14 protein-coding genes are annotated in these 14,503 nt (G+C 69.8%); 5 read left to right on the top strand and 9 right to left on the bottom strand.

What is annotated here, in order from left to right:
• Positions 1-417: 417 nt before the first annotated feature.
• The 3 genes from SSP08S_RS17065 to SSP08S_RS17055 all read left to right on the top strand — a co-directional run bounded on the left by SSP08S_RS17065 (position 418) and on the right by SSP08S_RS17055 (position 3,438).
• The gene (locus SSP08S_RS17065; protein WP_019068822.1) at positions 418-1,044 is read left to right on the top strand and encodes an NAD(P)-dependent oxidoreductase; all 627 of its coding nucleotides are present in this window, start codon (positions 418-420) and stop codon (positions 1,042-1,044) included.
• Positions 1,045-1,119: 75 nt separating this feature from the next.
• Positions 1,120-1,983 carry an aldo/keto reductase gene (locus tag SSP08S_RS17060; protein ID WP_019068821.1) on the top strand — a complete coding sequence of 288 codons (864 nt, stop codon included), beginning with the start codon at positions 1,120-1,122 and terminating at the stop codon, positions 1,981-1,983.
• Between the two features lie 27 nt (positions 1,984-2,010).
• Entirely contained in the window at positions 2,011-3,438 is a 1,428-nt protein-coding gene (locus SSP08S_RS17055; RefSeq protein WP_245607894.1) for an FAD-binding oxidoreductase, read from the top strand.
• Positions 3,439-3,460: 22 nt separating this feature from the next.
• On the opposite strand, the gene SSP08S_RS17050 is transcribed toward SSP08S_RS17055, so the two are convergent.
• Entirely contained in the window at positions 3,461-4,087 is a 627-nt protein-coding gene (locus tag SSP08S_RS17050; protein WP_019068819.1) for an NAD(P)-dependent oxidoreductase, read from the bottom strand.
• Positions 4,088-4,203: 116 nt separating this feature from the next.
• Positions 4,204-4,785, bottom strand: a complete 582-nt coding sequence (locus tag SSP08S_RS17045; protein WP_019068818.1) for a TetR/AcrR family transcriptional regulator — start codon at positions 4,783-4,785, stop codon at positions 4,204-4,206.
• A gap of 241 nt (positions 4,786-5,026) precedes the next feature.
• Between SSP08S_RS17045 and SSP08S_RS17040 the strand changes: the two genes are divergently transcribed.
• Positions 5,027-6,172, top strand: coding sequence for an XdhC family protein (locus SSP08S_RS17040; protein WP_043259497.1), 1,146 nt, complete (start codon positions 5,027-5,029; stop codon positions 6,170-6,172).
• 45 nt (positions 6,173-6,217) lie between these two features.
• Positions 6,218-6,751, top strand: coding sequence for a nuclear transport factor 2 family protein (locus SSP08S_RS55405; RefSeq protein ID WP_019068816.1), 534 nt, complete (start codon positions 6,218-6,220; stop codon positions 6,749-6,751).
• 57 nt (positions 6,752-6,808) lie between these two features.
• Here the strand turns inward: SSP08S_RS55405 and SSP08S_RS17030 are convergent, their stop codons facing one another.
• The 7 genes from SSP08S_RS17030 to SSP08S_RS17000 all read right to left on the bottom strand — a co-directional run bounded on the left by SSP08S_RS17030 (position 6,809) and on the right by SSP08S_RS17000 (position 14,455).
• Positions 6,809-7,477: a response regulator gene (locus tag SSP08S_RS17030; RefSeq protein WP_019068815.1), complete on the bottom strand. Its 669-nt coding sequence runs from the start codon at positions 7,475-7,477 to the stop codon at positions 6,809-6,811.
• Positions 7,474-8,763 (bottom strand): sensor histidine kinase, encoded by a 1,290-nt coding sequence (locus SSP08S_RS17025; protein WP_019068814.1) that lies wholly within the window; start codon positions 8,761-8,763, stop codon positions 7,474-7,476. The genes SSP08S_RS17030 and SSP08S_RS17025 overlap by 4 nt, the downstream gene beginning before the upstream one ends.
• Positions 8,764-8,782: 19 nt before the next feature.
• The gene (locus SSP08S_RS17020) at positions 8,783-9,616 is read right to left on the bottom strand and encodes an ABC transporter permease (RefSeq protein WP_026178562.1); all 834 of its coding nucleotides are present in this window, start codon (positions 9,614-9,616) and stop codon (positions 8,783-8,785) included.
• Positions 9,613-10,551, bottom strand: a complete 939-nt coding sequence (locus SSP08S_RS17015; protein ID WP_019068812.1) for an ABC transporter ATP-binding protein — start codon at positions 10,549-10,551, stop codon at positions 9,613-9,615. The genes SSP08S_RS17020 and SSP08S_RS17015 overlap by 4 nt, the downstream gene beginning before the upstream one ends.
• A gap of 183 nt (positions 10,552-10,734) precedes the next feature.
• Positions 10,735-12,954: a xanthine dehydrogenase family protein molybdopterin-binding subunit gene (locus SSP08S_RS17010; protein WP_019068811.1), complete on the bottom strand. Its 2,220-nt coding sequence runs from the start codon at positions 12,952-12,954 to the stop codon at positions 10,735-10,737.
• Positions 12,951-13,946, bottom strand: coding sequence for an FAD binding domain-containing protein (locus SSP08S_RS17005; protein ID WP_019068810.1), 996 nt, complete (start codon positions 13,944-13,946; stop codon positions 12,951-12,953). Before SSP08S_RS17005 ends, SSP08S_RS17010 begins: the two co-directional genes overlap by 4 nt.
• Entirely contained in the window at positions 13,943-14,455 is a 513-nt protein-coding gene (locus tag SSP08S_RS17000; RefSeq protein WP_019068809.1) for a 2Fe-2S iron-sulfur cluster-binding protein, read from the bottom strand. The genes SSP08S_RS17005 and SSP08S_RS17000 overlap by 4 nt, the downstream gene beginning before the upstream one ends.
• Positions 14,456-14,503: the final 48 nt, after the last annotated feature.

The raw sequence follows: 14,503 nt of genomic DNA, 5'->3' as shown, positions 1-14,503 counted from the left end.
CGATGGACGGGGGGTGCCGGCGTCGGCGAGCGATCACCCGCCACACCGGGCCGGAGTGTCCGCCGTGGTGGCCGGGACGGCCTCACAAGGTGCTCGCCGGGGCCGAGGCCGCTGATGCGGCCAACCTAAGCGGACTATTGTCCGCTAGGGAGCAACGTAGCGGACAGGTGTCCGGTTGGCAAGCGGTCCGAACCTCATCGTTCGCCATGAAGCCATGCACAGCGCTTCGCGCTGGACCGTTGGAGTGACAGCAGAGCGGACGCGCGCCCCACCACTGAACCCCTGGAGCACACCCCGCGACAGCCGCCTCGACGCAGCGTGCGGTTGCTAACCGGATAGCTGTCCGGTACGTTTAGAAGGCGCAACGGACAGTTGTCCGCTTAGGCTCCGCACACACCTCACGAAAGGTTCCACGCCATGAATCTGCTCATCCTCGGAGCGACCGGGCCCACTGGCCGCCACGTCGTCGATCTGGCCCTCGCGGGTGGCGACACCGTCACCGTCCTCGCGCGCAGGCCGGAGGCGTTGGAGGACCTGGCGGGCCAGGTCACCGTCGTCGCCGGAGACGCCACCTCGCAGCGCGATGTCGCCAAGGCCATGGCCGGGCAGGATGTCGTCGTCTCGGCTCTCGGCCGGAGCACGTCCGTGCGCGCCGACGACCTGTTCACGCGTGCCGCGACGGCCGTGACAGGCGCGGCCAGGGAAATGGGCATTTCCCGCCTGGTGTGGCTGTCCTCGTTCGGCGTAGGTGACACCTACCGGTCGGCGAGCCCCATGCAGAAGGTCATGTACAGCACGTTCCTGCGGAACATCTACGCCAACAAGGAGCTCTCCGAGAAGGAGATCCGCTCCAGCGGCCTGGACTGGACACTGGTCTACCCGACCATGCTGACCAAGAACCCCGCCAAGGGCACCTACCTCGTCGGCGACCGTCTCCCCATGAAGGGCAACCCGACGATCAGCCGCGCGGACGTCGCCGACTTCATGTACAAGGCGGCCCACAGCCCCGAGTGGATCCACCGCGACGCCGTCATCACCGACTGACGACGGGTCAAGCATCACCACGCACGCACGACTTCCGCCGCCACATTCCGTGGCGGCGTTCCGAACGGACCGACGATGAACCCTGTTTCCCCCACCTTCCTGCTCGGCGGTGACCTGCCGATCAACCGCATCGGCTTCGGAGCCATGCGACTGTCCACCAACGGCTTCACCGGTCCGGCCCGCGACCCCGAAGCCGGCCGCGCGGTCCTGCGCCGCGCCGTCGAGCTCGGCGTCAACCACATCGACACCGCCTCCTTCTACCGCAGTGACGACGGCACCGTCAGTGCCAACGCCCTGATCCACGAGGCGCTGCAGCCCTACCCGGCCGATCTGGTCCTGGCCACCAAGGTCGGCCCGTCGGACACCCCCGAGGGCGGACTGCACCAGACCACCGACCCCGCCGCCCTGCGCCCGATGATCGAGGCGAACCTCAAGACCCTCGGCGTCGACCGCCTCGACCTCGTCTACCTGCGCATCGGCACGATGGAACCGCCCCACGGCGAGTCCCTCGCCGCACGCTTCGAGACACTCGCCGCGATGCGCGAGGAGGGCCTTATCCGCCATCTCGGCCTCAGCAACGTCGACACGGAGCACCTCGCCGAGGCCCGCGCGATCGCGCCGGTCGCCGCCGTGCAGAACCACTTCCACGCCGGCAAGCGCGACGACGCCGAGCTCCTGGCGGCCTGCGAAGAGGCGAACATCGCCTTCGTGCCGTTCTTCCCGCTCGGCGGTGGCACGAGCGACGTCGACGCCGACCGTCTGGCACGGGTCGCCGAGCGCCATGGCGCCACGGTCCGCCAGATCGCCTTGGCCTGGCTGCTCGCCTCCTCCCCCGTCACCCTCGCCATCCCCGGCACGGGGTCTCCCGTCCACCTGGCGGAGAACATAGCCGCCGGGTCGATCGCCCTCACGCCGGAGGACCTCTCCGACCTCGAGTGACGCGGGAACCACTTCAGAAAGGCACACGTGAGCCCGACCAGCTCCATCCCCACATTGCCTGCCTACGACGACTTCGCGGACGGCTTCCGAGGCTCTGTCCTGCGCAGCAGGGACGACGGTTTCGAGGATGCCAGGGTCGTCTTCAACGGCCGTACCGCCGACACGACCCCCGCGCTGATCGCCCGCTGCACCGACAAGGACGACGTCGCCGCAGCCCTGCGGTACGCCTCAGCGCGCGACCTTCCTGTCGCGGTGCGCGGCGGCGGCCACGGCGCCGACGGCCACGCCATGCCGGGCGGCGCACTCGTCCTGGACCTGTCCGGCATGCGGGAGACCAGCGTTGATCCGCAAACCCGTACCGTGCGGGCCCAGGCCGGTGTCGTACTCGGCGAACTCGACGCAGCCACCCAGGAACACGGCCTGGTGGTGCCGTCCGGCACGGTCACCACGACCGGCATCGCGGGACTCACCCTCGGCGGCGGTATCGGCCACCTGATGCGCCGCTTCGGGGCCACCGTCGACAGCCTGCTGGCCTGCGAGATGATCACCGTCGACGGCCGGAAGGTCCGCGCGGACGAGAAGGAGAACCCGGACCTGTTCTGGGCCCTGCGCGGAGGCGGCGGCAACTTCGGCGTCGTCACCGCCTTCGAGTACCGCGCGCACCCCCTGGGCCCCGGCGTCGTCTCCGGCCAGATCGTCTTCCCCGGCGAACAGGCCGCCGCCGTACTGTCGAAGCTGCACGCCTTGATGGCCGACGCACCCCGCGAACTCGGCCTCGGGACCACGCTCACCGTCGCGCCCCCGTTGCCGGAGCTGACCGAGGCGACGCACGGCAAACCGGTCCTGATCCTCATCCCCTGTTACACCGGGCCGCTCCAGAACGCGGAGGAAGTCATCGAGCGGCTTTCCATGCTCGGCACGCCCGTCCTCAACACCGTGGGGCCCACCACCTGGCTCGCAACGAACAGCATGCTGGACGCAATCGTCCCGTACGGCCGGCGCACGACGATCCGGGGCGGCTACCTCGCCACACTCGACCAACCTGTGGTCGACGCACTGCTCGAGCGGCTGGCCGACGTGCCGGACACACCGGGCACGATGAGCACGATCAACGTCTGGTCGCTGGGCGGCGCGATCTCCGAGGACGTCGGCGAGGACGCCACCGCCTTCTCTCGTACCGGGGCCTCCTGGCTGTGGGAGTGCGCCCCGGTGTGGACGGAGCGGGACCACGACGCGCAGTTCGACAAGTGGGCCGACGCGACTGTGTCAGCGCTGCGCCCGTACACGCTTCCCAACGCCTACACCAACCTCACCCAGGACATGGGCGAGGCCTGGCGACGGGGGGTGTTCGGCAGTGAGGCCAAGTACCGGCGACTCGCCGAGATCAAGGCCGTATGGGATCCGCGGAACCTGCTTCGCCACAACAAGAACATCGCTCCTGCCACCGTCGAGTAGGTCCGGGAGCCCTCGACCGCCGTCAGTCGGTGATCACCGCGTCACGCCGGATCCACTCACTGCCGTGCACCGCCTGGTACATGAAGGCAGCGACGTCGGCACGGCTGATCATCCGGGCGCCCTTCATCTTGATCCGGTCGTCGACGCGGTAAGTGCCCTTGGCGGGGCGGTTGTTCAGCCCGGTCGGGAAGACCAGCGTCCAGTCCAGGCCGCTGGCTCGGATGCGGTCGTCGGCGATCTTCTTGTTCGCGTAGACCCGGCGCAGCAGTGTGCGGTACATGGTCTTCTGCACAGGGGTCGCCCAGTCGAAAGTCTCCCCCACGCCGAAGGACGACATCCACACCAGGCGGGAGACCCCCTGCTCCTTGGCCGCGCCGACGACAGCTGCGGACGCGCGGTCGAAGAGGCCGTCAGGGTTCAGTGATTTGCCCTGGCCCAGTGCGGAGATGATGGCGTCCTGTCCCAGGGCGGCTGCCGCGACATCGCGTTGCGAGGTGGCGTCTCCCATGACGACGGTGATCCGGTCCGCCAGATCGCCGAGGGCCGCTGGGTTGCGTACGAGGGCCGTGACCGAGTCACCAGATCGCAGGGCGAGGTCGACGAGTTGGCGACCGGTGGGACCGGTCGCGCCGAGGATGAGCAAGTTCATGGTGGGGGAATCCTCCACGCGCGACAGAGATAAGCGGACAGGTGTCCGATACGAAACCGTATCGGACACCTGTCCGCTTCGCAAGCTCGGTCACACAGGAGCCGACCTTCGGGCCATCAGCCAGGCCCGGGCGCCCCCGCACACAGCCCGTCCATGACGAGATCCAGAAGCCGCGCACTCTGGGCCTGCCAGTCCCCGCTGGAGTCGATCTGCCAGATGCCGGCGATGGCCAGGATGAAGTCGTCGGCCGTCAGCCCCGGACGGAGGGTGCCCACCTCGTGATTGGCGGCGAGCAGCGCCTCGATCGCCTCGACCACGAGCGCGTAGCCCGGCTGGGCCGGGCCGGCCGACGTTCCGACGATCTGCCGCATCGCGTCCGACAGGCCGACCTTGGCGACGGCGAAGCGGGCGAGCTGCTCCATCCACTCACGCAGCGCTTCGTCCGGAGCCCGGGTCTTGAGCAGTTCCGCCGCCGCGTCGGTGAGCACCATCACCTCGTGACGGTAGACCTCCAGGACGAGCGCTTCACGGTTGGGGAAGTTGCGATAGAACGTGCCCTGCCCGACCCCCGCCTTCTTGGCGATCAGGCTCAGCGGGACGTCCTCGGCGCGCGACAGCTCGGCAAGCGCCACCTCCAGGATTCGCTCCCGATTGCGCTGCGCGTCCGAGCGCTGAGGCCCGTCGTTCCTGGAGTCCACTTCCCCTCCTCCGGGGCTCATGCCCACAACCCTTGCTAACCGGATAACTGTCCGCTACGTTCTGACTTAGCGGACACCAGTCCGCTTATATCCACCATAACGCCCTCCACGTGCGCATCAGTGGGCGAGACCCCCGCAGGTCCGCATTGTCCTCCACTCTCCTCGCTGGCGCGGTCTGGCGTGCCCTGACGCATCCAGGCGCCCTCCCGTACTGATCGGGCCCTGTCCACGGAGTAACCAAGTGCTTGATATTTCCCGAGAATTGGGTCGCTGGCTCGAAGAGGGCCGGGAGTTCGCGGTGGCGACCGTCGTCGGCGTCAGCGGCAGCGCGCCGCGCGGGCTCGGGGCGGCCCTCGCCGTGGACAGCGACGGGACGGCCGTCGGATCGGTGTCCGGCGGGTGCGTCGAGGCGGCGGTGTACGACCTGTGCAGACAGGCGCTCCAGGACGGCAGGAGCCGCATCGAGCGGTTCGGGTACAGCGACGAGGACGCCTTCGCCATCGGATTGACCTGCGGCGGCACCATCGACATCCTCGTCACACCCGTCACCACCGACGCGCCGACCAGGGCTGTGCTCGGCTCCGCCGTGAGCGCCATCAGCCGCGGCGAACCCGTGGCCCTCGCCCGGATCGTCCGCGGCCCGGCCGACCTCCTCGGCGCAAGCCTGCTCGTCCACGCCGACGGCACCCACGAGAGCTCGCACACAGACGACCGCCCCGAGTTGGCACGCGCAGCCGCCACCCAAGCGCAGGGGCTGCTGCGGGCTGGGCGCACCGGCACGGTCGAACTCTCCGAAGACGGATCCCTCTGTCCCGGCGGCCTGACCCTGCTCGTCGAGACACACGCCCCGCCACCCCGCATGATCGTGTTCGGCGCCATCGACTTCGCCGCCGCACTCGTCCGCGCCGGCAAGTTCCTCGGCTACCACGTCACCGTCTGCGACGCCCGCCCCGTCTTCGCCACCCGCGCCCGCTTCCCCGAGGCCGACGAGATCGTCGTCGACTGGCCCCACCGCTACCTGCGCAACACCCAGACCGACACCCGCACCGCCCTGTGCGTCCTCACCCACGACGCCAAATTCGACATCCCCCTCCTCCAGCAGGCCCTGCGCATGCCGGTCGCCTACATCGGCGCCATGGGCTCCCGCCGCACCCACACCGACCGCGAGCGCAGGCTGCGTGAAGCCGGCCTGACCGAGCGCGAGTTGGCCCGGCTCCGCTCACCCATCGGCCTCGACCTCGGCGCCCGCACGCCCGAGGAGACCGCCCTCTCCATCGCCGCCGAGATCATCGCCGCGCGACACGGCGGCACCGGTGTCCCCCTCGCCGGCACCCAGACCCCCATCCACCGCACCCCGGCACCGCCCGCGGCCGTGGATGCAGCCTGAATCCCCGAAATCACCGCACTTCACCACACCCCACTGGAGACAGTCATGAAGTCCCGCAGACTCAGCCGCCGCGTCACTCTCGTCGGTGTCGGTGTCCTCACCACGGCCGCACTGACCGTAGGCACCACCGCGTTCGCCAACGCGGACACCGACACCGCACCCAGGTCGTCCACCACGGTCGCCACGCCGTCCGGTCACACCGCCAAGGAGACCCGCAACAAGCGGATCGTGCTCGGCTTCGTGGACCTCGGTATCAACCAGAAGCAGCCTCAGGAGGCCGCCGACCGCTACCTGGGCGACCTCGTCCAGCACAACCCCAACGTCGCCGACGGCAAGGAGGGGTGGGTCACCTGGGCGACGGGGTTCGTAAAGGCGGTGCCGAACGTGAACGTGGACTTCAAGCGGGTCCTCGTCGACGGTGACTTCGTGACGCTGCACACGCACATCACGGTCTCCCCGACCGACCGCGGCACCGCGGCGATCGACATCTTCCGGGTGCAGAACGGCAAGATCGTCGAGCACTGGGACGCCTCGACGCAGGTGCCCGAGACCTCGGCCAACGACAACGGCATGTTCTGACACACGCCACGTCCACCGCGTCCCGCCGGCCGCTCGGTCGGCGGGACGCGGTGCCGCTCAGCCGGACTTGGGGCGGGCGAGTCCCAGGTCGTAGGCGAAGATCACCGCCTGGATGCGGTCGCGGGCGCCGATCTTGGACAGGATGCTGCGGACGTGGCTCTTGACCGTTGACTCGGCCACGACGAAGTGGGCGGCGATCTCGCCGTTGGTCCAGCCCTTGCCGATGGCGACGAGGATCTCGCGCTCCCGGTCGGTGAGACCGTTCAACCTCGCTTCCTGGGCCGGGCCGTCGACCGGTTCCGGGACGTGCTGGGCGTACTCGTCCAGGAGACGGCGGGTGAGCGCGGGCGCGATCACAGCATCCCCGGCGGCTACGGCCCGGATACCGGCCAGAAGTTCCTCGGGGCGCACGTCCTTCAGCAGGAACCCGCTGGCGCCCGCGCGCAGAGCGGCGTGGACGTACTCGTCGAGGTCGAAGGTGGTCAGGACGAGGATGCGGGAGCGGTCCCCGGCGGCGACGATACGGCGGGTCGCCTCGATGCCATCCATGCCGGGCATGCGGATGTCCATGAGGACGACGTCGGGGCGCAGTTCGGCCGTGAGGCGGACCGCTTCGGTGCCGTGCGCGGCCTCGCCCAGCACGGTGGTCTCGGGGGCGGATTCCAGCAGCAGGCGGAAGGCGTAGCGCTGGAGCGGCTGGTCGTCGACGATGAGCACCGTGGTCACCGGTCACCTCCCTGGGGCGTGAGGTCGAGGGTGACCTCCACACTCCAGCCTCCCTCCCCCGACGGTCCCGCGCTCACGATCCCGCCGTAGAGTGCCGCTCTCTCCCGCATGCCCACCAGGCCGTGTCCTTCCTCGTTGCGCGGTGTCGCCGGGCCGCCCGGCGCGCCGGTGTCCTGGACGCGGATCTCCAGTCGCGTGTCCTCGACGGCGATCGACAGATTCACCCAGGTCTCGGCGCCGGCGTGCTTGAGCGCGTTGGTGAGGGCTTCCTGGACGATGCGATACGCCGTCAGCTGCACCCCTTGGTCCAGGGCGTCCAGGTCACCGCTGGTCCGATAGACGACCCTGGGGCCTGCGGCCCGAACGCCGGCACACAGCATCTCGATGTCCGTCATGCCGGGCTGCGGGCTGAGCGGAGGCCCGGACGACGGGCTGTTCGCAGCCTCGCGCAGCACGCCGAGCGTCCTGCGCAGCTCGCCGAGGGCCTGGCGGCCGGTGTCGCCGATCAGGTGCAGCGCTTCCTTGCCGCGTTCCGGAGCGGTGTTCGCGGCGTACGCGCCCGCGTCGGCGAGGCTGACGATGACGGCCAGGTTGTGGCCGACGATGTCGTGCATCTCCCGGGCCACCCGGGCGCGTTCGGTGGCGGTCGCCAGCCTGCTGCGCTGGTCGCGCTCGATCTCCAGCCGGGCCGCCCGCTCCCGCAACCCGGCGAGCTGGGCCCGGCGGAACCGGATCACGAGGCCGAGCGCGAGGGCCGCAGTCGCCGTGCTGAACAGGAAGAACAGCGCGTCCCAGACGGGCACGGACGCCGACACCCGGACCGCGGCCAGCGTCATCGCCCCCGCCGTGACGGCGCCGGCCCACGGCAGCTGCGAAAGTCTGCCGTGCAGGGCCAGGCTGTACAGGGCGACGAAGAGGGCGATGTCCGCGCGCAGTCCGGCACCGAGCGCCCACTGGAGCACGAACACGGCCGCGATGACCCCGAAGGCAGTCAGCGGTCTCCGTCGCCGCCACAGCAGGGGCAGTACCAGCCCGGCCTGCAGCGCCAGCGTCGCCGCCAGGGGCAGCTCGGTGAGCGTGAGACGAATCTTGCGCGGACCGTCGTCCCCGCTCCCCGCGGGCAGTACGTCCGGCAGACAGAACATCACGACGGCCACGACGACCACGGCGGTGTCCAGCACCCAGGGACGGGCACGGTCCGCGTTCCGCAACCGCTGGGCGCCGCGGTTCAGCCGGGCGACCAGGGGTCCCATACCGCCGGTGTCGTCGATGCTCACGAAGGTCACCTGTCTGCTGTCCAGGCGGTCAGACGTCGTTGCGCTTGAGCCGGTAGGCCGCGCCCGCCAGCGTGAGCGCCGTCCAGCCGAGGAAGACCACCAGTCCCGCCCCGGGGGACAGGGTGGTGGAGTCGTGTGTCAGGGCGAACATGGACTCGCCGGCGTTGCTCGGCAGGTAGGGGCTGATGTTGTCCTCCCAGGAGCTGGGCAGCAGCGAGGTCAGCCCGGGAAGCAGGACGAACACTCCGACCAGCACCGAGATGCCGCCCGCCACCGACCGCAGCAGCGCGCCGAGGCCCACACTGATCACCCCGATCAGACCGAGGTAGAGGCCCGCGCCCAGCAGCGACCGCAGGACGCCCGCGTCCGACAGGCTCTGCGCCGCCTCGGTGCCGGAGACGATCTGGCTGCCGACGAGGAAGGCCACGAACGCGCCGGCCGAGGCGACCACCGCCGCCACCAGCCCGTACAGCGCCGCCTTGGACCACAGCACCGGCAGCCGGCGCGGCACCGCCGCCAGCGTGGACCGGATCATTCCGGTCGAGTACTCCCCTGCCATCACGAGCACTCCGAGGACTCCGAGGGCCAGTTGCGCGAAGGGGACACCGAACAGGGACAAGTCCACGGCCTTGGACGTGTCGAAGTCGCTGTCCAGGTTTCCGGCGTTGAACTGCCAGGAAATGATCAGTCCGAACACGAGCAGGAACATCAGGCCGAGCGTCAGCGTGATCCATGTCGAGCGCAGGGACCAGAGCTTGGCCCACTCCGAGCGCAGCACGCGCCATCCGGTCACCCTGTAGGCGGGGCGGGGCGATTCGGCCGGGCTGAGCCGGGGCTCGGGGGTAGCGGTAAGGGAACTCATGCCACCCTCCCAAGGGTGTCGATGCCGGTCGTGGTGCCGTGGTACTCCACCGCATCCCTGGTCAGGTCCATGAACGCCTCTTCCAACGAGACCGTTCGCTGGCTCAGTTCGAACAGCGCGATGCCGTGCTCCGCCGCCTTCAGCCCGATCTCGCGGGCGCTGATCCCGGTGACGTGCAGTTCCTCGGTGCCGACCTGGCCGGTGATGTCGACGCCGGGTCCCGCCAGCACGTCCCGCAATCGCGCGGGGTCCTGGGTCGCCACCCGCACGGTGTCGCCGCCCGCCTCGCGGACGAGGTCCCGCACGGTCGTGTCGGCCAGCAGCCGCCCGCGCCCCACGATGATCAGGTGGTCCGCCACCAGTGCCATCTCACTCATCAGATGCGAGGAGACGAACACCGTCCGCCCCTCCTGCGCGAGCCCGGTCAGCAGATTGCGGATCCACAACACGCCCTCCGGATCGAGGCCGTTGACCGGCTCGTCCAGCATCACGATCTGCGGATCACCGAGCAGCGCCGCCGCGATGCCCAGCCGCTGGCCCATGCCTAGGGAGAAGGCCCCGGCCCGCTTCTTCGCCACGCTGCCGAGCCCGGCGAGGTCGATGACCTCGTCGACACGGCCGCGCGGGATGCCGTGCGTCAGCGCGAGCGCGTTGAGATGGTTGTAGGCCGAGCGGCCCGGGTGGATCGACTTCGCCTCCAGGAGCGCGCCGACCTCCTGGAGCGGGGCCCGGTGCTGGGCGTAGCGCCGGCCGTTCACCGTCACGGAGCCGCTCGTCGGGGCGTCCAGTCCGACGATCATGCGCATCGTGGTCGACTTCCCCGCGCCGTTGGGGCCCAGGAAACCGGTCACGGTCCCCGGCTTCACGGTGAAGTCCAGCCGGTCCACCGCGGTCTTCTCCCCATACCGTTTGGTCAGTACCTGTGCCTCGATCATCAGCGTGCCTTCCCTCGGCCACGGACGCCTGTCGGGCGCCTCACCAGCAACGCTAGGAGCGGGTGGGCCCCGATCCGGTCCCCCCGCGGGCGGGACCGCGGGGCGGGCGTCGTACCCCGGTACGAGACGGGTGTGCGACTCAGGTCCGGTGGTGCCGCCGTGGCAGCTCCCCCGCACGGACGATCACAGCAGCTTGTCCAGGGTGAGGGGCAGGTCGCGGATCCGCTTGCCGGTGGCGTGGTGAACGGCGTTCGCGATCGCGGCGGCGACCCCGGTGGGACCGACCTCTCCGATGCCGGTCAGGCCCAGGGGCATGGTCGGGTCGGGCTCGTCGAGGCACATGACCTCGATCTGCGGGATGTCGGCCTGGACGGGGAGGTGGTACTCCGCGAGGCTCGGGTTCATGATCCGCCCGTTGCGGGGGTCCACGAGGGTCTCCTCGCCCAAGGCCATGCCGATCCCCGCGATGATGCCGCCGCGGAGCTGACTGGTGGCCGTCTTCGTGTTGATCACGCGGCCGAAGTCGAACACGCCGGTCCAGCGCGCGACCCGCACCTCGCCGGTGTCCTGGTCGATCCGTACCTCGCAGAAGTGGGCTCCGTAGGCGGCCTTCATCCAGCGCCGCTGTTCGCGCAGGAACCTCGTGAAGAACTTCACCTGACCGGTCACCTTCCCGACCCGGGTGTCCGAACCGATCGCCACCTCAAGGGACGGCAGGCCCGCCCTGGCCAGCGTCTCCCCGTGGCTCTGGCCGGTGGTGCCGTGTCTGCGGGCCAGACTGCGCAGCCGCTTCTTGAGCTTCTCGCAGCCCTCCAGGAGACTGTTGGCGACGGTGGCGGTCTGGACCGAGCCGATCGCCGCGGCGCTGCTCGGCAGATCCGAGTCGCCGTATTCGACTCGTACGTTCTCGAACGGGACGCCGAGCGCGTCGGCGGCGATCTGCGCCTGTACCGTCGCGGCGCCCACGCCGATCTCCTGGAAAGCGCAGCGGACCACCACACTGCCGTCGACGGACAGCCGGACCGTGACGTTGGCCGCCATCTGCTGGGCCGGATGGAAGGCCGTGGCCACGCCCATGCCGACCAGCCAACGGCCGTCCCGCATCGACCCCGGCTCCGGGGTGCGCTCGCTCCAGCCGAACTGCTCGGCGCCCAGCGCGTAGGCCTCCGGCAGCCACCGGCGGGAGAACGCCTTGCCGTCGACGGGATTGGTCGCGGGCTCGTTGAGCATGCGGAACCGGATCGGGTCCATGCCGACCTGGTAGGCTAGTTCGTCTATCGCCGACTCCAGTGCGAAACTCCCGATCCCCTCGCTGGGCGTGCGCATCGGCGACGGCGGGATGAGGTCCATCTCGACCAGGTGCTGCTGGAGCAACATGGTCGGGGTGGCGTAAAGGTGTCGCGACGGGCTGGTCAGCGTCTCCGGGAGACCGCCCACCCGGCTGGTGCGGGCGACGGTGGTGTGGATGAGCGAGGTCAGCCTGCCGTCCTCGCCGGCGCCGAGCGCGACCCGCTGCGTGGCGGCTCCCCGCGCGCCGACGGTGTGGTAAACCGCTTCCCTGGTGAGCATCATGCGCACCGGCCGGTCGATGGCGCGCGCGGCCAGGGCTGTGAGAATCGTGCCGGCCCAGACCACGCTCTTGCCGCCGAAGCCGCCGCCCACGTACGTCGAGACGACCCGCACGTTCGCCGGTTGGACGTCGAACCGCAGCGCGAGGTGGGTGCGCAGCCAGTCGATGCTCTGCGTGCTGTCGTGCACGGTGAGCCGGTTGCCGTCCCACACCGCCGTCGTGGCGTGCGGTTCGATCGCGTTGTGGTTGTGGGGCGGGGTGGTGAACCGCAGGTCGACCTTGACCGGTGACGCCGCGAACGCCGCCTCGGCGTCCCCCTTCTTCGCCCCGCTCGGCAGCACCATGTTGGCCTTCTGGGGCTGGGCATTGCCTTCTTCGGCGGCGAAGTCCACGGCGGACGGACGTTCTTCGTACGCGACGCGGACCAAGGCGGCGGCCTCGTGTGCCGCCTCCAGGGTCTCGGCCACGACGAGCGCCACCGGCTGGCCGTCCCAGAAGATCTCGTCGGTCTTAAGGTAGTTGACTTGGGTGCCGGCCGCGAACGTGGCGAAGTTGAATGGATTGAACGGCTGCGGCGGCTTCAACTCGGGCGCGTTCTCGTGGGTGAGGACGGTGATCACGCCACGTACGGCGGTCGCGGCGGCGGTGTCGATCGAGGTGATCCGACCGCGACTGATCGTCGCGGGGACGAGCGTGGCGTACGCGAGATCCGGATAGGCGACCTCGGCGGAATAGACGGCGGCTCCGGTGGTCTTGGCGGGGCCGTCGACGCGGTCGATCGGCCTGCCGACGACGGGGTCGCCCGCCCCGGCGCGGGGCAGAGTCTCGGTCATGCGGCGCTCCCCTCCGTGAGAAGCCGGCGCAAGGTCGCCACGAGGGTGCGTCGCGCCAGGTCGATCTTGAAGTCGTTGTCACCCTGCCCGACCGCTGAGGCGAGTGCGGCGTCGGCTGCCCGGCCGAAGGACTCCTCGGTGGCCGGAGCCCCGAGCAGTGCCTCCTCGGCCTCGTGTGCCCGCCAGGGCTTGGGGGCGACGCCGCCGAGCGCCAGCCGTACGGCACTGACGCGCCCATCCCGGACCTCCATCGCCGCGGCCACCGAGACCAGGGCGAACGCGTACGAGGCCCGGTCGCGCACCTTGCGGTATCGGGACATCGCCGCGACCGGCACGCCGGGCACCTCGACGGCGGTGATCAGTTCGTCCGGGGCGAGTTCGGTCTCGATGTGCGGGGTGCTGCCAGGAAGACGGTGGAAGTCGGCCAGCGGAATCCGCCGGGTCCCGTGCTCGCTGCGCACCTCGACGACCGCGTCCAGGGCTACCAGCGCCACGGCCATGTCCGACGGGTGGGTGGCGATGCAGTGCTCGCTGGCGCCGAGGATCGCGTGGCCGCGGGTGAAGCCGCCGATCGCGGTGCAGCCGCTGCCCTGTTCGCGCTTGTTGCATGGTGACGCGCTGTCGTAGAAGTAGAGGCAGCGTGTGCGCTGCATCAGGTTTCCGCCGACCGTCGCCATGTTCCGCAGCTGTGCCGAGGCGCCGTGCAGGATCGCCTGGGACAGCATCGGATAACGGGTCCTGATCACGGGATGCGCGGCGAGTTCGCTGTTGCGCACCAGCGCGCCGATCCGGATGCCGCTGTCCGGCAGCTCCTCGATCCCGTTCAGCGGAAGGCGTGTGATGTCCACAAGCACGTCCGGACGCTCAACGTTCTCCCGCATGAGATCGACGAGATTGGTGCCGCCGCCCAAGAACTTGGCGTTGGGTTCGGCCGCGATGGCCCGGACCGCGTCTTCGACGTCGGACACGGCCACATAGGAGAAGGACTTCATCGGGCCACTTCCCCGATCGCGGCCACGATGCCGTTGTACGCGCCGCACCGGCACAGGTTCCCGCTCATCCGTTCCCGGATCTCCGCGTCGGACAGCTCACCGTCGCTCTCGGACAGGTGCTCGGTCGCGGCACTCGGCGCTCCGCCCTTGTGCTCGGCCAGCATCCCGATCGCGGAACAGATCTGGCCCGGCGTGCAGTAGCCGCACTGGAATCCGTCGTGCCGGACGAACGCCTCCTGCAGCGGATGGTCGACGCCCTCGATGGTGGTGATCTCGCGATCGTCGTACTGCACGGCCAGCGCGAGGCAGGAGTTGATCCGCACCCCGTCCAGCAGCACAGTGCAGGCGCCGCACGCCCCCTGGTCACACCCCTTCTTCGTACCGGTCAAGCCGACGTTCTCGCGGAGGACGTCGAGCAGGGAGGTGCGGTGGTCGACGCACAGCTGGTGCTTCTCGCCGTTGATGTGCAAAGAGATGACGCTGGATGCCGTCGAAGGGGTCAGACCCATGGTCATCCTCCTTTCCCGCCGGTCACCCATGCCACCGGCCATTCACAC

Origin of the sequence: Streptomyces hokutonensis, from assembly GCF_000376565.1 — a bacterium.
GTDB lineage: Bacteria > Actinomycetota > Actinomycetes > Streptomycetales > Streptomycetaceae > Streptomyces > Streptomyces hokutonensis.
The sequence above is the reverse complement of the archived record's forward strand: the minus strand, read 5'-3'. Positions and strand labels throughout refer to the sequence as shown.

What these genes read in the sequence shown, in the direction of transcription:
- SSP08S_RS17005 (WP_019068810.1), bottom strand. Translation starts at nt 13,946, where the DNA reads ATGAAGTCCTTCTCCTATGTGGCCGTGTCCGACGTCGAAGACGCGGTC.
- SSP08S_RS17010 (WP_019068811.1), bottom strand. Translation starts at nt 12,954, where the DNA reads ATGACCGAGACTCTGCCCCGCGCCGGGGCGGGCGACCCCGTCGTCGGC.
- SSP08S_RS55405 (WP_019068816.1), top strand. Translation starts at nt 6,218, where the DNA reads ATGAAGTCCCGCAGACTCAGCCGCCGCGTCACTCTCGTCGGTGTCGGT.
- SSP08S_RS17050 (WP_019068819.1), bottom strand. Translation starts at nt 4,087, where the DNA reads ATGAACTTGCTCATCCTCGGCGCGACCGGTCCCACCGGTCGCCAACTC.
- SSP08S_RS17060 (WP_019068821.1), top strand. Translation starts at nt 1,120, where the DNA reads ATGAACCCTGTTTCCCCCACCTTCCTGCTCGGCGGTGACCTGCCGATC.
- SSP08S_RS17000 (WP_019068809.1), bottom strand. Translation starts at nt 14,455, where the DNA reads ATGGGTCTGACCCCTTCGACGGCATCCAGCGTCATCTCTTTGCACATC.
- SSP08S_RS17015 (WP_019068812.1), bottom strand. Translation starts at nt 10,551, where the DNA reads ATGATCGAGGCACAGGTACTGACCAAACGGTATGGGGAGAAGACCGCG.
- SSP08S_RS17020 (WP_026178562.1), bottom strand. Translation starts at nt 9,616, where the DNA reads ATGAGTTCCCTTACCGCTACCCCCGAGCCCCGGCTCAGCCCGGCCGAA.
- SSP08S_RS17065 (WP_019068822.1), top strand. Translation starts at nt 418, where the DNA reads ATGAATCTGCTCATCCTCGGAGCGACCGGGCCCACTGGCCGCCACGTC.